Here is a 22020-nt window from a genome sequence, read left to right on the forward strand (position 1 = left end):
CATTTGGAGAGATTTATCGAGAAGATGATAACGATAAAGGAGAATTACATTTAGAAGTTAAATAAATGATGTAATTAAGGATACTTAAGGTAAAAAACATTTTGATTCAACTATAAGGCAGTGGTGTTTCTGGTGGTTTTTTGAGAAGAAAAATTTGGAGGAGATCTTATGGATAGAGAATATAATGATTTAATAGGAGATATTTTAGAAGCATCAGGAGAAAAAGATAACTATAACAATAAGGGAAAGGGCAAACCGTTATCTAAAGAGTATTTAAAAATGGACACATTTCAGCACTTTCAAAAGATAGCAAGAGATGCAGGATATTTACCACCCTGGTTGCAGTTACAAAAAGAAATATCTCAGTTAGTGCATACTTGCGAAACTGAACAGGACGTAAAAATTATTAATGAGAAAATTAGCAAATACAACAAAATGTGTCCGAGCCAAATGCAAAAAAACCTAATAAGCCTGAGTGAATTACAAGAAGCAAAAAGAATTTGGTAATCCTCTCATTAATTTATTTATCTGTTTTGAATAACTCGATATTTCATTAACTGGGCTTAAATGATAGAAGGTGATCACAGTAGGGACGCCTTTTTCTTTTGGACAAACTGCTAATATTATTTTTGGAATATTATGTTAGTATTGTGGTAGAAGTCATTAAACTAACGGAGAAGGTTAGTTGAAGAGCGATGTTTAACTCGTCTTAAACAATCCATTGTAAAAATAAAAATAATCGAGGTTAATATGAGTGTATTTTTAAAATCTGATAAAATACGTACTAATATTAGAGTAGGCAAAAAGCAAATAGCATATTCTGTTTTATTTTCATTCATTTTTGGATTTACATTGGGAATCGTTGCTAAAGTATTTGATTCACCTATAATTCCTAATGAAGTTTCAATTTTAGGCTACATCGGAAGTAACTGGGGAATGTAGATATTTATTTCCACTTTAATAGCTGTATATTCTTACACGCCTAAATTAGCAGCAACACGTGTTTTTACATTCCTTGTTTCATTACTACTCTCGTACTACACATATACAATATTATTTCTTGAACTTTTTCCATTAAAATATATTATTTTTTGGTGCATCCTTGCATTACTATCAACGATTCCAGCCTATATAATGTGGTTTTCCCATGGTAATCACTTCATTTCCAGTATTATTACGACGTTACCAATTTCTTTAATTGCATTTGAGGGATATAAAATCTATCTTTCTACGGTAAACTATTATGAAGAATTCATGCAATACGAAAATGTTCTTATAAGTAAGGGAAACTATTTTTATATGATTGGCACTGAAATATTATATGCTTTAATGATAATTATTATCTTACTTCTTGTTCCTAAAAGAAAAAAGCAATGTATCTATATTATTCCGTTTTCTGTAATTGTATTTTTTGCTTTAGTGACAATAATACCTTAATTGTTCTTACTCTACTAACAGGTACTTTAATAAAAGAAGGTGATCACAGTAAGGGCCGCCTTTTTCGTTTTGACAACCGCTAATATTATTTTTGGAATATTATGTTAGTATTGTGGTAGAAGTTATTGAACTAACGGGACAGGTTTCTTGAAGAAGGATATTGTACAAAGAGAAACATTTTAAAAAAGTCTTTAACTTTATATAAGTTAATTTTATAAAAAAGGATACAAGGAGTGAAAGTTATGTTTTATTTTAAACTTGATGATGATTGAGAATTACGCTTGTTAGAACCAAGGCATGCTGAAAATTTATTTTTGTTAACTGATAAATCAAGGAATTATCTTAGGGAATGGTTGCCGTGGGTTGATTTCACAAAAGAGGTTAGTAATTCAAAAGAGTTTATTGAAGGAACATTAAAACAATTTGGAAATAATAATGGCTTTCAAGCTGGCATTTGGTACAAAGTTATATGATAGATACGTTGACCATTATGTATTCAGCTTAATAAAAGAAGATCTTATCTAACTTATTTAACTATGGTGGTGCTTTACAATAATAAAGATTTACCGATATTCGATGATGAGGTGAAATATAATGATGAAATTGATGTTTATTCTTGCAGCCGTAGCTACTCCTATATTTGCTTATTTTGGTAAAGGAGCTACTGGAATCTTAATTTCTTTATTATTTCTACTCTTAGCAGCTTTTTTTAGTAAACCAAGATTTGCAAAAAAATAATTATAAGAAAAAGGGTTGTGCGAGATTGCACCTAAATTAAAGGGTGCTATTCTTTTAGAAGACTGCCCTTTCTTACTGAAGTAAAACGGCAGCTTCAATAACCGAGTTGTGATAGTAAAATTACACAGATATAATCGGGGGAGAGTATATGGCCGTAAAAGTAGTATGGCAAAACGAAGAACTATATGGTTGCGAGTACCTTAAAATTGAGGAAAATACCGAAAGTCTCGTTGTTCAAAGTACAGTAATTTATGTAGATGAAAAAAAGACTAATGCTCATAATTTAACTTATTATGTGGAATTAGATGAACATTGGCTAATTAAGAGGGTTAGTATCAATGTTGATAAAATTAATAATTTAGAATTACATACTGATGGAGATGGAAACTGGTTTAATACTGGTGGAGAATCAATTAACAGTCTTAATGGTGCGATTGACATAGATATTTCTGCTACTCCTTTTTCCAACTCTTTACCTATTAATAGAATTAATTGGAGTATTAATCAGATAGAACACTTTCATATGGTCTATATATCAGTTCCTACATTAGAAATAAAAAAAGTACCCCAATCTTATAAATACATCCGTAAGAAAGGTGATTTAAAATATTTCCAATACCGTTGTTTTGAGTATGAAACAATCATTTGTGTAGATTCAAATGGTTTAGTTGTCGATTATCCAAATACTTTTAGTAGGATACTATAATGTTTAGTTTGTGATTAAATTCACTTAAAGTAAAGGGTGCAATAGTTGAAGATCCAACTGCAAAAAAACGGCTTTTTCTTTTGGTACTAAAGAAGCATGTTTGTTTTGGAAAAAAACTATAAAATATAAAAGGCGTTGAAAAATTAAATGGATTTTGAATTCGTAAAAGTTGAAGTGCTGTTACCAGAGGAATATATTGAAAAGTTAAGAGATGAGCTCAATGTCGTAGGTATTTTAACTGTAGGAAATTACGATAATGTTGTTTCCTACTCTATCTCAAACGGATATTGGAGACCATTGAGTGAGTCAACACCCTTTAATGGTACTAAAGGGAAGATTTCTTTTGGAACTGAATGTAAAATGGAATTTAGATGTAAATATAAACGTATTGAAGAGGTAAAAAGCATAATTAGAAGTATTCATCCTTATGAAGAACCTATTATAAATGTGTTACCCTTATTAAGCTAAATCAACTAATTCTTTGTGAAGTTGAAATGAGCAACGCTGTTATAATAAGCGTTGCTCTTGCATTTATTGATAGGTGCAACAGCATCTTTAATCAGAATAATTAATCAAATAGTTGTTTGGTTACATTGAAGGAGACATAATCAATGGGAAATCCATTTAAAATAATGTTGTGGTGTTATTTGATGCTGCTATTTGCCGCAGTGGTGGCAGTTTTTGCTCCAGCATATGATTCTACGTTCACCATGTGGACTATTGCGGTCTTTGTCATAATGCTGCTTATGCCGATTGTATTGGTCTTCCGCTTTTCAAGAAATAGAGCGAAAGCTTATGTATTGACACTCACTTATCAATGGTATGGCTCATTTCTCTTATTCACTTTTCCATTACTGAAAGTGTTGAAGGAAGAAGTCTTGTATCAATTGTTGTTAGTCGGTTTATTCATAGCCATATACTTTTTAGCAAGAATAGATCAGCGAACGGAAGTACCAATTGTCTTCCCGGATAAGGATAGAGAACTTGATAAAGTTAAAACATGGATTGCGTATATGTACTATGTAATCCCAGCTATAATTTCATTTCTCGGTGTCAGTGGAGACTACGTAAAAACACGGATACTATTCGAAATATATGGAGATGAAGTCATGATGCCTTATTTTTCAACCCTAATTTATATATTTTCATGCTGGCTTCTTTTCCTGTTCAGTTCCCTGGCATATAAATCCCATGTCAAAGAGGGGTATTTAGATAGATAGATTACAAGTGTCGGTATTAGAATATAGGCAAAGCGTTGGATGCAGGGGCAAGGCGATCATCAAAATTGGTCGTCTTATTTTATTGAAGTTCGTTTTGAATATATTATGTTAATATTAAATTTAAGAGGTTATTGAGCTACGAGGCAGTTTAATTCAATAGGCAGTATAAATGGGAGTTCTGTATCAGTAGGTTAGTTGAACTAAAAGTTATAATAATAAATTTAAAATGTACAACAAAAAGGGCAATACCTAAATAAAGGTATTCTTCCAAAAAACACTACTATATTAAAAAATCTGCCAAAATATAAAGAACTGTTTTGGAATATGTTAGAATTTCCTTGGAGGTGTTCTGTGACAATGGAATTAATTTTTACTATCGTTTTAATTCTAGTAATTGCTTTCCTAATAGATAAGATATACGCAAGGGTTAATTTAGATTATTATTCTCCGATTTGGGAATATTTTAGTAAAGCCCTACTATATGGATTTATCACAGTAGTTACATTATTTTATGGTAAGGAATCGCTAAATGATGTTTCTCCACTTGAATGGGCTATTATTGCAGTTTCTGCAATCGAAGGAACAGGGAACTATATTAATTATGTAAAAGAATCAAAGAAGAGAAAAGAAGTAAGAAACAAATCCTGAAACAAGCAACATTATCAACAAGTTTAGGGCTTAAGAGTTAGTATCAAATATATTTACATTGTTTATGGATGAGTAAGCTCATTACTCTGCTTGGAAATTAGATTACTATGTTTAATACAAGATAATTCTTGAAATTTAGAGAGGGATGTTCCTTGAAAAGAAACGTATTATATATTGAAGATAATGAGAAAATAGGCAGTTGGGTAAAAGAAGAATTGGAACAGCGAGGATTTTCAGTTCAGTGGTTGCTTTCTGGTGAAGGAGCCGAAAAAGAAGTAAATCAGCATGAAATAGTTATCTTGGATATCATGTTACCCGGTTTAGACGGATTTACTGTGGGAAAACGATTAAAAAGGGCAGCTCCTGCCGTTCCAATATTGCTGTTATCTGCTAGAACATCAATAGATGATAAGGTAGATGGTTTACAATTTGCTGATGACTATTTAACGAAACCATTCCATACGGATGAATTAGTTGCAAGATTAGAAGTATTAATCCGCCGAAGTGGTGGTATACATTCCAAACGAATTGCATTAGGAAATCATATTGAAGTAGATCCAGAAATCCAAATGGTATATGACAAGCACACAGGAGTAGAAATTATATTAACAGGGAAACAACATCAAATTTTAATGTATTTCTTACGCCACCCTAATCAAGTGTTACCAAAAGAACAAATTTATGAAGCGATTTGGAACGAAACTTACATAACTGGTGATAAAACATTAATGGTGCATATCCATCGACTGCGTCAAAAATTGGAACGGTATCCAAATTCCCCAGAGATTATTGAAACGTTGAAGGGAATAGGCTATCGGGTGAAACTATGAAACAGACTAGATCATTATTTCGTCGTTTTCTAATGGGACATTTTCTATTTATCTTTTTTCCGCCTATTGTGCTTATTTTCTTCTTTGCGTCTATTGATTTTTCCGGCATGAATGAAGAAAATCTGAATACGTTAAATCTATTTTACGTTATACTACTTTTGTTTGGTTTTCTTATTGTCGCATTTGTTGTCATATCTTGGTTTTTCTTCTTGAGACTTCGTAAACGTCTCACTCGCTTACAAGAAGTCATGTCATTCTCCGCTAATAATAGCTCATTTCCTGAACCAGTATCAGTTCAAATGAATCGTTTAGATGAAATAGACCAATTAGGGATTACTTTTAACTGGATGATTCAGCAGCTTGAAGATAGTCGTAAGCGAGAATATGAAGAGGAATTATTACGACATCGACTCATTGCGAATATATCTCACGACTTACGAACGCCACTTACTATTTTGAGAGCACATGTCACCAGATTAAATAAAGAATCCATAAGTTTAGAAGGACATGACTCCTTAGCAGAGATGAACCATACCATTACAAGAGTCGGAGATTTAATGGATGATTTACTTTCCTATACACTGCTTACATCAGGGAAACATCCCTTTCAACCCACATCAACAGATATTGGACGTTTAGTAAGAGCATCTGTTGCTGCGTGGTATCCTGTATTTGAAGAAAAAGAAATTCAGTTCGATGTTAAATTACCAACAGAGGAGACTTTTTATTGGGAAATAGATTCTAAATGGATGACGCGGGTTCTGGATAATTTATTTCAGAATATTCTTCGCCATGCAGCAGAGGGAAAATATGCAAACATTGTGGTTGATGTAGAAAAAGAACGGATCATTATTGCAGACAGAGGTCCAGGTATGGATCACTCCTCCTATGAGGGTGGGGTGGGAATTGGTTTATCGATTTCAAATTATATGTTGAAAAAAATGAAGCTGAAAGCTGACTTTATATCAACTAAAAATGGCACAAGAGTAGTTATTGGCAGAGCTTAACCTAAAGTTAACCCAGAATTAAACGACATGATCACCGAGATGTAACTTTGCTTCTTTATAATGAGAACCATAACAGAAAGGATGTGTTATGGTTGCTTTCTATTCATAACTTAGTCAAACATCGCGGAAATCAAGAAATCTTATCAGGTGTCAGTTTTAAGGCTCGACCAGGTAGAGTAACTGGGTTTTTAGGTCCAAATGGGGCAGGTAAAAGTTCTACACTTCGCATCCTACTTGGATTAGATCGCGCTACCTCAGGAAGTGCACTCATTGATGGCGTGCCATTCGCAGAATTACAGAATCCTTTAGCAACAGTAGGTGCTGCACTCGATGGATTCGGAGCGCATCGTATGCGAACAGGACGGGCGCATTTGCGTTGGATTGCGCGTGCCGCAGGATTGTCTCGCTCACGTGTCGAGGAAGTTCTCGAATTAGTTGGGCTTACGAATGCAGCTGGGAAACGTGTCGGAACTTATTCCCTTGGTATGGGGAGAAGACTTGGAATGGCAGCTGCCCTACTTGGTGATCCAAAAATATTGGTTTTGGATGAACCCGTAAATGGGCTCGACCCAGAAGGAATCCGTTGGATTCGGACATTTTTACGTGAACGTGCTGCGTCTGGAAAAACGGTGTTACTATCCAGTCATCTAATGGGAGAACTCACAGAGACTGTTGATGATGTGGTGATTATTAATCGTGGAAAAATCGTTGCAGATGGAACATTGGAAGAAGTAATCGATAACCATTCCACGCTAGAGGAAGCATTTTTTGCCCTGACATCTAAAAATGCAGGTGCTGCTGTATGAGAGCATTCAACGCGGAATTATCTAAATTGTTCTCCCTGCCGGGAATTTGGCTTGCCTTTCTTATTGGTACATTTGCCCCACCGGCTATCGCTGCCTTGGACAGCATGGCAGAAAAAAAGGATATTATTGCGGGAGTTAGCACGCGGCTATCGGAAGTTGGCTTTATAGGATTAGCGCTTGGTGTGCAAGGTATCATTATTCTTGGCGTACTGGCTGTCAGCAGTGAGTATTTGACAGAGAGCAGTGAATCTGGTGGAGGGAATCAGATTACAACGAGTTTAACCGCTGTTTCCTCTCGTCTCCATTTTTTATTGGCAAAAGCAGGTGCTGTGACAGTGATCAGCATACTACTTTCCATTGTTGCTATTCTAACAACTGTGTCCGTAACAAATCTTATTCTTGGCGAATACGCCCCTGTATTTGAAACATCGAAACTTATCGGCGTAGTTTGTTACTGGACATTTACTGCTCTTTTGGCATTTGGGATTACGATTCTAACAAAGAATGGCATTATCCCGCTTGCTGTGCTCATTATAAATTCATCTGTTGTAACAGTCTCTTACCTGCTGACGAAGGTTACAAAGTTAGCGTTTTACTTACCAGATCTAGCTGGCTCGGATATGTTTATAAGCGACGGATTCCATACTCCATTTACAGGCAGTCTAATTATGTTTGCTTGGGTAGCTGTCCTTTTAATTGTTGCAGGTATTGTATTCCATAGGAGGGACGTTGCATCATGATTGTCTCGTCTAGTAGAAAGATAACATCAATCTTTGGCGCGGAACTGGATAAATTGGTTACATTACCATTGATATGGCGTACGCTTATTGCTACATTCGTTCTTAACTTAATTTTAGTCGCTGCTTTTACTCATTCTGCTCTTCAAGAGACAGCAGGAACGGAAAGTGTACTGAATACAGGACTTGCTTCTATGGGATATCTGCAAGCGGGGTTCATTATTCTTGGTATCTTAGCTACTTGTTCAGAATATACGGGTGGACAGATCCGGACTACTTTAACTACGATACCTTGGCGTGGTTTTCAATTATCCACAAAACATTTATCGTTAGCAATAATGACCATTCCCGTCGCTTTTATTATTGTGGCATCAGGTGTACTTTATGCTTTTATGATGAGAGACACAGCAGAAGCGATTAAAATAGGCACAATGATAAAAACACTGGTAGGTGCAACAGGCTATCTAACATTAACCACACTTCTCAGTGCAGCTATAGGTGCACTACTCAGAAGAACTACTCCTGCTTTAGTCGTATTGCTTGGTTATTATTTCATTGTCAGTCCATTGTCGAGAGATTATCTGCCACGTATTAAAAATTTTTTTCCGGATACGGCAGGATCTTATATGTATATGCCTGCTTCCTCTGCTGAAATAAATGTCCTTACATCAATGCAAGGGACAGGTATTTCAATGTTATGGACACTTATCTTTATTACAGTAGCTATTGTATTTTACCGTAAACGAGATGCCTAAGTTTAGGTTTCATCATTTAGACAAAATAAGGAAATGTATTTGTAGAGATGGAGAAACAATTATTCCTTCATTTCATTAGATTTCTTAATGCCATTTACCAACGACTCCATCATTAAAGAAGGTGATCACAGTAGGGTCGCCTTTTTCTTTTGGACAAACTTCTAATACCATTTTTGGAATATTATGTTAGTATTGTGGGAGAAGAGTTTGACAGAAAAATAGTATAGGAACATCTAAAAAGGAGTGCTGAAAATATGAAATTGAAAATCTTAGATTCAACTTTTTCCGTTGTGAAATTTCTACCAACTGAAACAATACCATTGTGGGCGTTAAACTCTAATATATTTTCTATTACACGAACAGATGAGGAGCTGTCTATCGTATGCCCTTCCGAGTGTTTACCGATGAATAATGTATTTAAGGATGTTGAAAATGATTGGAACTGTATAAAAGTAGAGGGAGTTTTAGACTTTAACTTAACTGGAATATTATCTTCATTAGCGAATCCATTAGCTGAAAGTAAAATAAGTATCTTTGCTATTTCAACCTTTAATACGGACTACCTGCTTATTAAAAGCCATTCAATTGAAAAGGCAAAAGTCGTGTTAGAAAGTGAAGGTCACACTTTTACATAAAAAAATTTTATTGACATACCTCTTTGCAGCATCCGACAATAACATAACTGCTCACTCCCAAAAGTATTATTATTAACATCTTTACCACTAAGTTGTAAAATGAGTTTTTTAAATATTCAGAATCTAATGGGGTTTATGTTAGAATTAGGAGAGGTTATTAAACCACTCAGGTTAGCTGAATAACAGCATGAAAATAAATAAATAAATAAATATAAGAGAATGAGCGTTCGCCCTTTTCGTTTATTAGTGTATAATTTTAAATACATAATATACTTATTTTTTGGGGTAGAGGAAGCAATATGAAGAAAATACTAATGGAATTTGAAGAAACAATTGATGCCATTAAGAAATTAAAAGATGTACAAGAATCTAAGTTAAATGAACCAATTAGTAAAGGAAAATGGTCAATTCGAGAAATTGTAGGACATTTATATTATTGGGATAAGTATAATCTTGAAAAAATGGTTCCAATAATGGCTAACGGAGTAAACTTGCCACAGTTTTCAAACCATGATCAGCATAATAAGGAAGCAATTTTATATTTAAGAGACAAAACAGTAGAATCTATTATAGATGCTTTCATAGAAACACGAAAGGAACTTATTGATAGTATTTCAGAAATAGAAGAAGATGTTAGATTTACAATTGGAAAAGGAAAACGACAGTTCTCAGGTGAAAGTTTTATAAAAATCTTTTTAAAACATGATATTCACCATTTGCAACAAATAAATGGTAAATTAAATAATTAGATTACTATTTGTTTTAATTATATAGTGTGCTTATCAAAGAAGGATATTTTCATCAAACAAAAGTACATACGCAACATCTACTCTTTTCAAACATTACGCCCCCTTTATCAGAAGTTTTCCTCTTCGACGATCTCTACCTATTTAACAAATTCAACAAGAAAGAGTGTAAAAAACAGGGAACAAAACTCATCTTACTAAAGACTTCCTGGTGGTGCAGTAGAATATGGAGAAATAGCTAGAGGGAGATAAGCATCTCTTTTCCCGAAGAAATTGATGGAATTACTTGGATGGAAGCTGATTTGACAGAAAAATTCATATAGATACCAAGAAAATTAAATGGGTTAATAAAGAAAAGATCTACAATGCCATATATTTTTTGGGGAAATTTTGTTTATATTTCAAAATAATATTTCTTGAATTAATGGGTGCATTTCTTCAAGAAGGAGATTGTACCCTTCTTATTGAAGTATAGGGGCAGGTTTATGTAATAAGAATGAAGTTATTTATAAGAGTTTGGTACTATAAGAGAAAGCTGAGAGGAGAGGGATTAGTTTATGGGAAGAGAACTGAAAACTAGTGATTATATAAAGTTTTTGCGAAGAGCTATAGGACAAGTTAGAAACGAATATTACGGAAATGAAAAATGGATTCAATCAATGATCAATGGAGCTGACCTTAATCCTACAAAGAATCAATTAGAAGAAACAATCATTCCACATCTAAGTAAACATTATGAACGAGTCTTCTGTTATGAGCTATACCATCAGTTACGAAGAGTTCTTCAAAAAGAGCAAGGGGATTTAGAAAAGAAAGTGATTTTACAAGCAGAGCTTCAAAAGAAACAAATAAGTGATGAAGTTGAAGATTTAATGGGGATATCTAAACTGGAAGGAAGGTATATTCCTGACTTTCTCATTCACGAACCGCACACAGTATCTAATCAAAACTTAATTATAGAAGTTAAAGCTAACCCCAATCTAAATGATAATGAAATGTTAGATGACATCAAGAAAATAGATCAGTTCATTAGTAGATATAGATTTGAAAAAGGAGTCTTTTTATCTATAAACATCTCTAAAGAGAAACTTAAAAAGCTCTTATCTAGTAAAAAACTGCTATCATGTTTGGAAAGTGAGATAGAAAATCACGAGAAGATTTTGGTTATGTTCAAAGAGTCACATGAATCCGAATTAATACATAGGAACTTAGGAAAATTAATAGAGAATATGGATATAAGGTTATAAAAAAGTAAAATTATTTATGAAGGAAGTTTCTGAAATTCGTACTTATATTTAGACCTCGAGAGTTAGAAAAATATCAGTTGGGCAGGAATTAGAAAAAATAACTTAATTGAAATTATTTCACGACCATGTGATCTTCGAATATTAGATAATTAAGGGTGTCTTTTATCATAAAAATAATAAATAAAGAGGAGGGTTTCAATGGAGAAGATTATACAAAAAAACGAAGAAATATATTTTCTTCAATATGTGGTAGTTTCTCTAATCTCTTTGTTAACTTTTAAAAAAATAAAAAAGATTGAGATACTTAGAAAGAAATTAAAAGAACAGCAAGTACAACAAAATGACCATAACAAACTTTAAGATCTTTTTATTCAACTAACGGGTGCGTTAATCAAAGAAGGATTAGCCACCTTTTTTGTAGAACTATTGTATTCACGTTGAAGCATAATGATAACTCTGTTACTTAGTATTTCTAGCCGTTGAAATCGTTCTAGGGAACTCTTAGATGCGAAAAATATTATTCTCAATAGTTTAAAACATTTGAAAAACTATCAAAAGTGATAAAAGCTCTTTAAGCACAAATATAAAAGCTCCCTTCAAGAAAACGCGCTTACTTAAAGGGAACTTCCAATAAATTAGTAATTTAAGTAATTAAATCCCTCACCCATAATGATATGCGACCCAGTGCCCCAGATCCTTTTCTTCAAAGACTGATTCCTCTACTTTACATTGATTTGTTACCAGTGGACAACGGGTGTGGAAACGACAGCCACTCGGAAGGTGAACTGGGCTTGGCACGTCACCTTTTAACACTATTCTTTGACGCTTCTTTTGTACTTCTGGATCAGGTATGGGAATGGCTGAAAGTAGTGCATGTTTATAAGGATGAGCTGCTCGTTCATAAATCTTTTCTGTCGCTACTAAACATAACAAATGTCACTTTTATGTCTGTCCTAATCCAATAGTAAAAAATCTGATAACGAAAATCATATGCTTACTATACTACTAATTTTGTATCTTTATTAGCCTTTTCTCTAAATAACGACTGGAGGTTTCGTGTAACTGAACCTGGTGCACCTGTCCCTATCACTGTGTTATCAATTTTTATAACAGGCATGACATCTGCTGTAGTGCTTGTAATAAATACTTCATCTGCTGTCATTAAATCAAGGACCGAATACTTTTTTTTAGTGAATCGAATGCTGTTTTCTTCACATAAATTCAACACAACTTGCCTTGTAATTCCGTTTAAAATTTGGCTAGTAACAGGGTGGGTTATCACTACTCCGTTCTTTACGATAAATACATTGGAAGAACTCGCCTCGGTTACGATTTCATCACGATGAAAAATAGCCTCATAACAATTCTTTTCTGCCGCTTCCTGTTTTGCTAATACATTAGGTAATAAATTTAAACTCTTAATTTCACATCTAAGCCAACGTACATCCTCTGTTGTAATAACTTCTACTCCTTTTTCAAGTTCCTTTTCAGGTACCTCTACATTTGCTGTAAACGCAGTAAAAACAGGTTCAGTTTTGCTAGTAGGAAATTCATGAGTTCGTATTGCGCTTCCCCTAGTTATTTGGAAATATACTATTCCTGTTTCTACATCATTGAGCTCTACTAAAGTGTTTACTAGATTGATAATTTTATCTTTACTATACGGAATATCTATATTCACCTTTTTTGCGCTCTTAAAGAGGCGCTCAAGATGCTCTTCTGCCGCGAACAATACACCATTAAAAACTCTTATTACTTCATATATTCCATCTCCAAAGTGATAGCCACGATCATTCATGTCGACCTTTGCATCAATTCGATTCACTATTTGATCATTAATGATTACTTTTTCCACTATTGCGAAACCCCTTTCTTCAGCAATGCTTTTTAAAAACTTTTCTTCTTCCTTTTTGTCTTTTATTATAATTAAAGAGTGAAAATGCAAATTGAAAGCCGGTCTTAATATCTGAGTACCTGACCACCAAATCCACCTGTTAATTCACCATCTTGGACCGTCACTTTTCCATTAACAATAACATGATGGATTCCTTCTGGTTCTCGTAAAGGATCTTCAAAAGTAGCTTTGTCAATCACTGTGTCGGGATCAAAAACAACAATATCAGCACAATAATTTTCCTTTAAAAATCCTCTATCATTTAATCTAAGCAACTGAGCAGGATTACTAGTCATACTCTGTATAGCCTTTGATAAACTGATAACACTTTGTTCACGTACGTAGCGACCTAAAATACGTGGAAAAGTTCCATAAAGCCTTGGGTGGGGTTTTCCACCGAAAATTCCATCCGAACCTACAATATGCATTTCACTTTTCATAGGTTTTACTATATCTTCCTCTAACCCCCAATGAAGTGTCATTGTTACATTTCCCTCTTCTTGAATAAGCAGATCCAATGCAGCTTCTTCCGGGGTAGTATTCCACATTTGAGCAATTTCTGCTACACTTTTACCTTCTACTTCTCTATTATTCTCTGTGCTTGCTATAACGAGTCCATCCCAGCCACAATTCAAAACATGATTTTCATAATCCTCGTTTTTATCAAAGTCCTCTTTGATTTTTTCACGCAGCTCTGAGTTTTTTAAACGTTCAAGCATTTTTTCCGGCCCACCTGCATGTGTCCATGGTGGCAAAATAGAATGAAAAACAGTTGATCCCGCCGTATAAGGGTACTGATCCAATGTGACTTCGATGCCTTCTTTACGAGCCTTTTCCATTTTTTCTAAGGCTTCATGATATTTTTTTCGATTCTTAATCCCCATGACTTTAAAATGCGAAACATGCAACCTTACACCTGATTGCCTAGCAACATCTATAACTTCATCTAATGCCTCGAGGATTTTTGTGCTTTCATTTCGAACATGAACTACAAAACAACCATTGTATTTAGCTGCACCTTTACATATTTCAATAAGCTCCTCTTTATTTGAATACAAGTTTGGCGGATAAATAAGACCAGATGAAACACCATAAGCTCCTTCTCTCATCCCTTCCTCAACCAACTTACGCATTTCTTGCATCTCGGCTTTTGTACTTTCACGACCCTCAAATCCCATAACAAGTGTTCTAACAGCCCCATGAGGTACTAAATAGGTTACATTTCCCAACAAGCTCTGATTTTGTAGGAAATCTAAATATTCATCGATTGTGTTCCAATCCCATGAATCTATCTTCCCATCTAGCCCTTCCAACTGTTTTTTCCATAAAGGTTTTGTCTCTTCTGATACCGGTGCAACGGATATTCCATCTTGTCCAAACAATTCGGTAGTTACTCCTTGTAATACTTTGATTTTATGGATTTCTGGTTTTGTACATAGAAGGTCTGAATGTACATGTGTATCTATAAATCCCGGGACAACTGCCATACCTTCCGCATTAATTTCTGTATGTGCCGATTCATTATGAAGTTTTGCTATTTTTTTAATTTTTCCATCTTTAATACCAATATCTAGTTTTGTCCAAGGATTTCCGCTCCCATCGAATAATTTACCGTCTCTAATTATAATGTCATACATCTGAAAGACCTCCATAATCAAATTATTAGTGTATTATTTATTTTTCCCTCTCGCATCAATGGTGACTGTTTTTTCGAAAACTCCCCCTCTAAAGCCATATACCTCATCCGTTAAATTAATTACCGGACAAATATGATTGGGGATAATTTCGACAATATCACCAACGCGTAGATCACACTTTCCCTGTATTTCTACGATTGCGTGTTCTTCGGATAAGCGTTTGATAACTAAATTCTCTTGATTTTTAATTCTTCCAAAACCACCTTCAATATTAGGATCATGTGCCAATGTTTTACTGCCCGCATCAATGATCAAACGGTCTTTACTCGGACGAGACACAACAGTTGAATAAATAGTAACAGCACAATCATCTTCTGTCGCACCACCTGTTGCCATCACATTTCTATCATTAAACACATACATGCCTGCTCTTACTTCAGTGACATAAGGAATTTCACCAGTAAATCTAGCAATAGCAGTCGCTCCAACACTAATTTCAGGAATATGCAAATTTTCCTTTTCCAATAACATCTTCGTTTTATATAATTCCGTAGCATCATCGATAGCAATTCGCTTTAATTTTTCCACATCACTTTCGGCATAAGCGTGACCTGGATGACTTGTTAGTCCTTTTATATTTATAAAAGGCAAAGCCGCTATCTCTAAAATTTCGTTTATACTTTCTTGAGGTGACCTTCCCATTCGCTCATTTCCTGTATCAATATCTATATAAATATCGATTGTTTTACTGTTTGCTTTTCCTACCTCACTCAAACCTTTTGCAACTATAATATCATCCAATGCCACTGTTAAATCGGCATGTTTAAGGAGTTTACCAAATCTCTTCAATTTTTTTTCACCAATTATGGGGTAGGCAATCAAAATATCCCTGATGCCGGAATTTACCATGACTTCTGCTTCTCCCAGAGTAGCCGTTGTTATCCCAGTTGCTCCGGCTTTTATTTGCAAATCGGCGATATATGTACTTTTATGTGTCTTTACATGTGGACGTAGCTTAATATTCGATTTCTCAGCTAAATTATTTAACCATTCAATATTCTGTTCCAAAATATCAAAATCAAGAACAACAACCGGGGTATCATTTAAAATCTCTTCATTTTTAAAATGTACCATAACTTCCACTTCCCCTCACATAAAAACGGTTTTACCTAGCTAAAATTCATGCGCTTGCAAAATAATGATCGTTTCCTATCCACAATTTTAATTTTTCACCATGATATTCCACTCTTCTATTACTGGCGATGCGGGATAAGATAAAGTGATAGATCTTGCCATACAATTACTACTGCCAAAACAAATAGCATAATAAAAATAAATGGGATTACAGACTTGATTACCCTTTCTAGCGGTTCTTTGGCAATTCCACTAGTTACAAATAAATTTAAGCCGACCGGCGGAGTGATCATCGCTAATTCTAGGTTCACGACTAGAACTACTGCAAAGTAATATAGATTTATTCCCATTAAGTTTAAAATCGGTAACAAAATTGGAACGGTTATTAAAATAATGGATACTCCTTCCAAAAAAGCCCCCAATATAAACAAAAATAAATTCACTGTAAGCATAAATGTCCAGAAATTTGCATCGGAGTCAGAAATCCACATCGCTACATCTTGTGGCACCTGATTTATTGTTAAAAACATACCGAATATGGAAGCAGCCACAACAATCATATATACCATAGAAGTTGTTTGCACTGTTTCTCTTAAAATGGAACGTATATCTTTCCATTTAATTTCCCTGTAAACAAAAACGGAAATAAGTAAAGCATACAAACTCGCTATAACCGATGATTCTGTTGGAGTTGCAATTCCTCCATAAATCAAATAAAAAATGAGTACTGGTAGAAGCAAACCCCAAATTGCTTTATACCCTTCTTTGAACCTCTCATTCCATGGGGTAGATGGCAGTTTTCCATAGCCTTTTCTACGAGCGTAAACAACAGCAGTGACAATTAGAGTAAATCCAAAAAACAGACCTGGTAATACCCCGGCTATAAATAAGTCACCTACAGACGTATTCGTAACGGTTCCAAAAATAATGAACGAAATACTTGGTGGAATAAGAATTCCCAATGTACCTGCAGTTGCCACCAAACCCATCGCATAATTTTTATCATATCCAGATTCAACTAAAGCTGGGATCATAATTGCACCAATGGCCGCAACTGTCGCAACACTTGAACCAGAGATTGCTGCAAAAATCATACAAGCGACAATGGTTACTACTGCAATACCTCCCGTAAGATGCCCAATCCAAGCTTTTAAAAAATTTAATAAATACCTTGAAATACCACCTTTTATCATAATTACCCCTGTCAATACAAAGCCAGGGATGGCTATTAAAGATGAATTATTCATTCCTGAAAATACCGATTCAATTACTGTAACTAAATTAAAACCTTGTAAAGCTAATACAATTAGAGATGACATGGCCAAAGAAAATGCTATTGGCACACGTAATAAAAGAAATAAAATGAAAATTCCCATTAGTAACCAGACCATTGTTTAATCACCCCTTATATCAAAGTTTCTTGTTCCTTTTTACCGTCTTCTTTATAGTTGTATATTTTTATTAGGGTACGTAATGAAAGAATGACTCCCGAAAGAGGTAAAATAGAATAGGCTAGCCAAAGCGGGAAATTACTAGAAGATCTTTGTCCAGTCATCCATTTTTGCTCAACGATTTGGAAACCATAGATTACTAAAAAAATAAAAAATGAAAGTGCAACAATATTGGCAAATAAATTAATCCATTTTTGCTTATTTTCAGTAAAAAGTTGATAGAAAATTTCAACTCGTATATGAGTGTTGTCGCGTAAGGCAACTGAGGCTCCAATTAATACTCCCCAAATTATAAAGTAACGAGCAATTTCATCTTGCCAAGTCGTGGGGATTTCCAATATATACCGAAATACTACTTGTAAAATCAGAATGCCCAGTCCACTTATAATTAATAATCCTGATAACCAATCCTCGATAGCTTCAATAATGTTAACTATTTTTTTCATCATAAGTTCCCCTCCAATCAACTCCCCTCCTCAACACGTGAAGAGGGAATAGATTGTTTGTTTTATTGACTTTCGAGCGCTTTATTTATTAGATCTTCTCCAATAACTTCACTGTATTTTTCATAAAGTGGTTGCATTGCATCCCTAAAGGCTGCTAGCTCATCATCAGAAAGTTCATAAATTTCCATATCACCATCATTTTTAATGGTATCTAAAGCTTCTTGTTCTACTTCTTTTGCTTTTGCAGCTACCCCTTCATTAACTTCCTCTAAAATTGCTTCTAGCTCATTTCGGACATCTTCAGGTAGTTCGTTCTCCCAGAAATTTTTATTCGTTAGAATTGGATAGGTTGTAGGTGCATGATTTGTTATAGTCATATAATCTTGTACTTCGAAAATCTTGGCTGTTGCAATTTCTAAAAATGAATTTTCTTGTCCATCAATCATCCCTTGCTGTAAAGACATGTAAAGATCACTGAACGGAATAACTGTTGCACCCGCCCCTAATTGGGTGTATTGGTCTTCTAATAATCCACCTGCCATAACTCTAAGCTTTAATCCTTTCATGTCTTCAGGTTTGGTAATAGGATGTTTAGAATTTGTTATTTGCTTAAAGGACCCTGCCCAAGTTCCCAAGATTTTTAAATCAAAATTTTCAATTTTTCCTCTAAGGTTCTGACCGTCCTCACCATTATCAAAATTATAAAAACTCTCAATCGTGTTAAATAGGAATGGAACATCATATAATTGATAGGCAGGATCAAATCCTACCAATTTAGAACTAGCGCTAATTACCACATGGACGTTACCTGCTTGTAATGCTTCTGTGCCCTCTTCAACATCGAACAATGTGGAGTTTGGATATACTTCAACTTCTACCTTATCTCCTAAACGTTCCTCAACAAGCTCTTTAAAAAGATCAGCACCAACACCTTTTATATGATCTTCAGTCACATCATGTACTACCTTCAATAAAATCTTTCCGTCTTTACTACTAGATTCAGCTTGATCAGGCGTGCTGCTGGTTGTTTTATCATTTGAACACCCCATAATTAGTAACAATATTCCGATAACTGTTAAAATAGTGAAAATTTTAAACCTATTCATATTACAAACTCCCCCTCATTTTTTAGATCACTTGGTTAACAGGAAACAATTAATATTATATATTTTGGTTCAATATCATCCCCCCTTATAAAGGGCTAAGCAAATTATTTATTATATTAAAGAGCTTAGAATATACCGCATAAAGTCGTGAATTGCTTTACTGTATTTCTTAATTTATTTAAAGCGCTTTTGCCAATAGACTTTTAAAATCCTCAAGTTTTGGATCCCTAGGATTATTGCGAATAAGTCGGTCAATCTCTAACCCTTTTTGAGCTATTACAGAAATATCGCTTTCCTTAATTCCAATAGATGACAGCCGGGTAGGTAATCCAATATCATCAATAAGTTCTAATACAGATTTATGTGCAGCATTCGCTGCCTCTTTTGTTGTCAAATTGTTCACATTTACACCAAATGCACTTGCGATTTTAACCATTTTTTCGATTTCAACAGATGTATTGTACTGCATAACATAAGGTAACAATAATCCAGTAACTTCACCATGAGGGGAAGATGTTAATGCCCCAATAGGATATGCTAAAGCGTGTGCAGCTGCTGTACCTGCGTTCGAAAAAGCTAACCCGGCTAAAAGACTCCCGAGTAACATATTGGAGCGAGCATCTAAGTTATTCCCCTGTTGAACTGCAAGTCTTAAATTATTAGCGATTAATTCAATAGCTTGAAAAGCAAAAGTATCCCCCAATGGAAAAGATCCTTGAAATACAATTTTTTCACCAGCTTCAATATACTTAAAAGATTTTGCTGTATAAGCTTCTATAGCATGAGCTAGTGCGTCTATACCTGAACAAGCTGTAATATAAGGAGGCAGGCCAAGTGTCAATTCTGGATCTATTAACGCCACAGTAGCTCTCAATTGATTATCCGAAATACCAACCTTTAAATCATTATTCTCATCTGTAATTACTGCTACAGAAGTCACTTCAGACCCTGTACCGGCAGTTGTCGGGATAGCAATTAACGGAGAAATTGGACCTGGTACTTTATTTTCCCCCCCGTAATAATCTAGCGGATGGCCACCATGAGCAATTAATAAAGAAATTATTTTGGCGGTATCTATACTACTTCCTCCGCCTAGAGCTATCACTGCATCAGTGTCCATTTGTCCCTTGACATATTCATAACCTTGTAAAATAGATTTAGTAGAAGGCTCTGGTTCAACTTCATCATAAATTACTAATTTATAGCCCCTATCTAATAACATTTGTTCAACTTGTCCTGCAATACCAGCCTTTTTAATCCCTTCATCAGTAACTAACAATACATTTTTTGCATCGAGATCTTGCAAAATAGAATCAAGTTTATTTAAGGATCCATTCCCAAATACAATTCTTTGTGGAGTAATAAATTCCCATGTGCTTCTCATGTTTTCGACATCCTTTTTATAAATTAATTACAACTAACTTTTCATCGGTCATTTCTTTTAATGCAAAGTGTGGTCCTTCTTTACCAATCCCACTATCTTTTACACCACCATAAGGCATTACATCAGCTCTAAATGTAGATACGTCATTTATTATGACTCCACCAAAATGTAGTTTTTGAGTCGCTTGCATAGCCAAATTTATGTCAGAAGTAAATATTCCGACCTGTAAACCCATATTCGAATTATTTGCTAGATTAAAGGCTTCTTCAATATCATCAAAAGGAATAATGCTAATAACGGGTGCAAAAATTTCTTCACATACTACTTTCATGTCTTCTTTTACATCTACTAGAATAGTAGGTTCTAGAATTGCTTCGTCTCTTCTTCCACCAGTAATAATCTTAGCACCATTTTTTTCAGCATCTCGAATCCAAGTTTCAGCGCGTTCCGCTTCAGATATTGAAATCATTGGGCCAATATCAGTAGTCTCAGATTCTGGATTCCCTACTTTTAATGATTCCGTCACTTGTACAGCCTTTTCTAAAAATGTATCATATACCTCTTGGTGAACATATATTCTTTGTACAGCTATACATGCTTGACCAGCATTTGAAAAACCTCGAGTTATACAGAGTTCTACCGCTTTATCTAGATCTGGTGCATCTTTATATATAATGTTAGGTGAATTATTTCCAAGTTCTAAAGCAACCTTACGAATACCAGTTTTACTCTTAATTTGTCTACCAATCTGTGGACTACCTGTAAAGGTAAAGAGAGATATTCTTTCATCTTCCAATAAATATTCCCCTGTCTCACTTCCTTTTCCATTAACTAAGTTCAACCAGCCTGCGGGTAATCCTGCTTCCGTTAATATTTCTGTTAATTTACAAGCAATGATCGGCGTTTGTTGTGTTGGTTTCAATACAACTGCATTCCCAGCCGCAAGTGCAGGACCCAGCTTATGTGCCGTTAAATTCAATGGAAAATTAAATGGAGTTATTGCAACCACTACACCTACTGGTACACGGACTGTAAACGCCATTTTATTTTCATTTCCTGGTTGTCCCAAAGGTATTCCTGTACCAGCAATTCGTTTAGCCTCTTCGGCTGAAGCTATAAATGTTTGAACCGCACGATCTACTTCTGCATCAGCATCTTTTTTTACTTTACCGACTTCAGCAATTAATATATTTGATAACTCACTCTTTCGTTCTTTTATAATTTCGGCAGTCCGCATCAAGATATTGTAGCGCTCTGTTGTAGATAATTTTTTTGTATAAAAGGTCGTTGAAGCGCTTTCAATTGCTTGAGAAACTATTCGCCTTGATGCTCTACCAACTCGTCCAAGTTCGGCACCCGTATATTTATCGAAAACAGTTATTGTTGCTTCACTTTTAATCCATTCTCCATTAATAAAGTGACCATACTCTTCCATTTAAAATTCCTCCACTTTCTT

At 34.7% G+C, this 22020-nt stretch carries 25 protein-coding genes; 16 read left to right on the forward strand and 9 right to left on the reverse strand.

Features of this window, described 5'->3' with window-relative positions:
• Positions 1-168 precede the first annotated feature (168 nt).
• The 16 genes from SPD48_RS12705 (at position 169) to SPD48_RS12780 (ending at position 11872) form a co-directional block, all read left to right on the forward strand.
• On the forward strand, positions 169-507 hold the full coding sequence (locus tag SPD48_RS12705; protein ID WP_336258497.1) for a DnaJ family domain-containing protein: 339 nt from the start codon (positions 169-171) through the stop codon (positions 505-507).
• A 1211-nt stretch (positions 508-1718) separates the two neighbouring features.
• On the forward strand, positions 1719-1910 hold the full coding sequence (locus SPD48_RS12710) for a hypothetical protein (RefSeq protein WP_336258498.1): 192 nt from the start codon (positions 1719-1721) through the stop codon (positions 1908-1910).
• Positions 1911-2031: 121 nt separating this feature from the next.
• Complete coding sequence (locus tag SPD48_RS12715) at positions 2032-2175, forward strand: hypothetical protein (protein WP_336258499.1); 144 nt, start codon at positions 2032-2034, stop codon at positions 2173-2175.
• Between the two features lie 148 nt (positions 2176-2323).
• A complete protein-coding gene (locus SPD48_RS12720; protein WP_336258500.1) occupies positions 2324-2881 on the forward strand; it encodes a putative glycolipid-binding domain-containing protein in 558 nt (185 codons plus the stop codon).
• A gap of 147 nt (positions 2882-3028) precedes the next feature.
• Positions 3029-3349 (forward strand): divalent cation tolerance protein CutA, encoded by a 321-nt coding sequence (cutA, locus tag SPD48_RS12725; protein WP_336258501.1) that lies wholly within the window; start codon positions 3029-3031, stop codon positions 3347-3349.
• Between the two features lie 143 nt (positions 3350-3492).
• A complete protein-coding gene (locus tag SPD48_RS12730; RefSeq protein ID WP_336258502.1) occupies positions 3493-4101 on the forward strand; it encodes a hypothetical protein in 609 nt (202 codons plus the stop codon).
• 351 nt (positions 4102-4452) lie between these two features.
• Complete coding sequence (locus SPD48_RS12735) at positions 4453-4749, forward strand: hypothetical protein (RefSeq protein ID WP_336258503.1); 297 nt, start codon at positions 4453-4455, stop codon at positions 4747-4749.
• 152 nt (positions 4750-4901) lie between these two features.
• Positions 4902-5579, forward strand: coding sequence for a response regulator transcription factor (locus SPD48_RS12740; RefSeq protein WP_336258504.1), 678 nt, complete (start codon positions 4902-4904; stop codon positions 5577-5579).
• On the forward strand, positions 5576-6586 hold the full coding sequence (locus tag SPD48_RS12745; RefSeq protein WP_336258505.1) for a sensor histidine kinase: 1011 nt from the start codon (positions 5576-5578) through the stop codon (positions 6584-6586). The genes SPD48_RS12740 and SPD48_RS12745 overlap by 4 nt, the downstream gene beginning before the upstream one ends.
• Positions 6587-6669: 83 nt before the next feature.
• Complete coding sequence (locus SPD48_RS12750; RefSeq protein WP_442962153.1) at positions 6670-7392, forward strand: ABC transporter ATP-binding protein; 723 nt, start codon at positions 6670-6672, stop codon at positions 7390-7392.
• Positions 7389-8132 (forward strand): ABC transporter permease, encoded by a 744-nt coding sequence (locus tag SPD48_RS12755; protein ID WP_336258507.1) that lies wholly within the window; start codon positions 7389-7391, stop codon positions 8130-8132. Before SPD48_RS12750 ends, SPD48_RS12755 begins: the two co-directional genes overlap by 4 nt.
• Positions 8129-8884, forward strand: a complete 756-nt coding sequence (locus SPD48_RS12760; protein ID WP_336258508.1) for an ABC transporter permease — start codon at positions 8129-8131, stop codon at positions 8882-8884. The genes SPD48_RS12755 and SPD48_RS12760 overlap by 4 nt, the downstream gene beginning before the upstream one ends.
• A 254-nt stretch (positions 8885-9138) precedes the next feature.
• Complete coding sequence (locus tag SPD48_RS12765; protein WP_336258509.1) at positions 9139-9519, forward strand: ACT domain-containing protein; 381 nt, start codon at positions 9139-9141, stop codon at positions 9517-9519.
• Positions 9520-9818: 299 nt separating this feature from the next.
• Positions 9819-10268 carry a DinB family protein gene (locus SPD48_RS12770; RefSeq protein ID WP_336258510.1) on the forward strand — a complete coding sequence of 150 codons (450 nt, stop codon included), beginning with the start codon at positions 9819-9821 and terminating at the stop codon, positions 10266-10268.
• A 554-nt stretch (positions 10269-10822) separates the two neighbouring features.
• A complete protein-coding gene (locus SPD48_RS12775) occupies positions 10823-11512 on the forward strand; it encodes a hypothetical protein (RefSeq protein ID WP_336258511.1) in 690 nt (229 codons plus the stop codon).
• Positions 11513-11710: 198 nt separating this feature from the next.
• The gene (locus SPD48_RS12780) at positions 11711-11872 is read left to right on the forward strand and encodes a hypothetical protein (protein WP_336258512.1); all 162 of its coding nucleotides are present in this window, start codon (positions 11711-11713) and stop codon (positions 11870-11872) included.
• Between the two features lie 300 nt (positions 11873-12172).
• Here the strand turns inward: SPD48_RS12780 and SPD48_RS12785 are convergent, their stop codons facing one another.
• From SPD48_RS12785 to SPD48_RS12825, 9 genes are all read right to left on the reverse strand, one after another.
• Positions 12173-12445 (reverse strand): oligopeptide/dipeptide ABC transporter ATP-binding protein, encoded by a 273-nt coding sequence (locus SPD48_RS12785; RefSeq protein ID WP_336258513.1) that lies wholly within the window; start codon positions 12443-12445, stop codon positions 12173-12175.
• Between the two features lie 64 nt (positions 12446-12509).
• Entirely contained in the window at positions 12510-13367 is an 858-nt protein-coding gene (gene dat / locus SPD48_RS12790; protein ID WP_336258514.1) for a D-amino-acid transaminase, read from the reverse strand.
• Between the two features lie 104 nt (positions 13368-13471).
• On the reverse strand, positions 13472-15043 hold the full coding sequence (locus SPD48_RS12795) for an N-acyl-D-amino-acid deacylase family protein (RefSeq protein ID WP_336258515.1): 1572 nt from the start codon (positions 15041-15043) through the stop codon (positions 13472-13474).
• Between the two features lie 33 nt (positions 15044-15076).
• On the reverse strand, positions 15077-16177 hold the full coding sequence (locus tag SPD48_RS12800) for an alanine racemase (protein ID WP_336258516.1): 1101 nt from the start codon (positions 16175-16177) through the stop codon (positions 15077-15079).
• Positions 16178-16296: 119 nt separating this feature from the next.
• On the reverse strand, positions 16297-17568 hold the full coding sequence (locus SPD48_RS12805) for a TRAP transporter large permease (protein ID WP_336258517.1): 1272 nt from the start codon (positions 17566-17568) through the stop codon (positions 16297-16299).
• Between the two features lie 14 nt (positions 17569-17582).
• Positions 17583-18077, reverse strand: coding sequence for a TRAP transporter small permease (locus SPD48_RS12810; RefSeq protein WP_336258518.1), 495 nt, complete (start codon positions 18075-18077; stop codon positions 17583-17585).
• 59 nt (positions 18078-18136) lie between these two features.
• On the reverse strand, positions 18137-19180 hold the full coding sequence (locus tag SPD48_RS12815; protein ID WP_336258519.1) for a DctP family TRAP transporter solute-binding subunit: 1044 nt from the start codon (positions 19178-19180) through the stop codon (positions 18137-18139).
• Positions 19181-19358: 178 nt separating this feature from the next.
• Entirely contained in the window at positions 19359-20564 is a 1206-nt protein-coding gene (locus tag SPD48_RS12820; protein ID WP_336258520.1) for a hydroxyacid-oxoacid transhydrogenase, read from the reverse strand.
• Between the two features lie 16 nt (positions 20565-20580).
• A complete protein-coding gene (locus tag SPD48_RS12825) occupies positions 20581-21999 on the reverse strand; it encodes an aldehyde dehydrogenase family protein (protein ID WP_336258521.1) in 1419 nt (472 codons plus the stop codon).
• Positions 22000-22020 lie beyond the last annotated feature (21 nt).

The sequence above is a fragment of the Pseudogracilibacillus sp. SE30717A genome (genome assembly GCF_037071985.1).
In the GTDB taxonomy this organism is placed as follows: domain Bacteria; phylum Bacillota; class Bacilli; order Bacillales; family Amphibacillaceae; genus Pseudogracilibacillus.

Coding starts and splice junctions, on each gene's coding strand:
- SPD48_RS12810 (WP_336258518.1), bottom strand. CDS start 18,077: ATGATGAAAAAAATAGTTAACATTATTGAAGCTATCGAGGATTGGTTA.
- SPD48_RS12745 (WP_336258505.1), top strand. CDS start 5,576: ATGAAACAGACTAGATCATTATTTCGTCGTTTTCTAATGGGACATTTT.
- SPD48_RS12705 (WP_336258497.1), top strand. CDS start 169: ATGGATAGAGAATATAATGATTTAATAGGAGATATTTTAGAAGCATCA.
- SPD48_RS12800 (WP_336258516.1), bottom strand. CDS start 16,177: ATGGTACATTTTAAAAATGAAGAGATTTTAAATGATACCCCGGTTGTT.
- SPD48_RS12720 (WP_336258500.1), top strand. CDS start 2,324: ATGGCCGTAAAAGTAGTATGGCAAAACGAAGAACTATATGGTTGCGAG.
- SPD48_RS12780 (WP_336258512.1), top strand. CDS start 11,711: ATGGAGAAGATTATACAAAAAAACGAAGAAATATATTTTCTTCAATAT.
- cutA (WP_336258501.1), top strand. CDS start 3,029: ATGGATTTTGAATTCGTAAAAGTTGAAGTGCTGTTACCAGAGGAATAT.
- SPD48_RS12760 (WP_336258508.1), top strand. CDS start 8,129: ATGATTGTCTCGTCTAGTAGAAAGATAACATCAATCTTTGGCGCGGAA.
- SPD48_RS12805 (WP_336258517.1), bottom strand. CDS start 17,568: ATGGTCTGGTTACTAATGGGAATTTTCATTTTATTTCTTTTATTACGT.
- SPD48_RS12820 (WP_336258520.1), bottom strand. CDS start 20,564: ATGAGAAGCACATGGGAATTTATTACTCCACAAAGAATTGTATTTGGG.
- SPD48_RS12775 (WP_336258511.1), top strand. CDS start 10,823: ATGGGAAGAGAACTGAAAACTAGTGATTATATAAAGTTTTTGCGAAGA.
- SPD48_RS12715 (WP_336258499.1), top strand. CDS start 2,032: ATGATGAAATTGATGTTTATTCTTGCAGCCGTAGCTACTCCTATATTT.
- SPD48_RS12795 (WP_336258515.1), bottom strand. CDS start 15,043: ATGTATGACATTATAATTAGAGACGGTAAATTATTCGATGGGAGCGGA.
- SPD48_RS12755 (WP_336258507.1), top strand. CDS start 7,389: ATGAGAGCATTCAACGCGGAATTATCTAAATTGTTCTCCCTGCCGGGA.
- SPD48_RS12765 (WP_336258509.1), top strand. CDS start 9,139: ATGAAATTGAAAATCTTAGATTCAACTTTTTCCGTTGTGAAATTTCTA.
- SPD48_RS12770 (WP_336258510.1), top strand. CDS start 9,819: ATGAAGAAAATACTAATGGAATTTGAAGAAACAATTGATGCCATTAAG.
- SPD48_RS12825 (WP_336258521.1), bottom strand. CDS start 21,999: ATGGAAGAGTATGGTCACTTTATTAATGGAGAATGGATTAAAAGTGAA.
- SPD48_RS12815 (WP_336258519.1), bottom strand. CDS start 19,180: ATGAATAGGTTTAAAATTTTCACTATTTTAACAGTTATCGGAATATTG.
- SPD48_RS12730 (WP_336258502.1), top strand. CDS start 3,493: ATGGGAAATCCATTTAAAATAATGTTGTGGTGTTATTTGATGCTGCTA.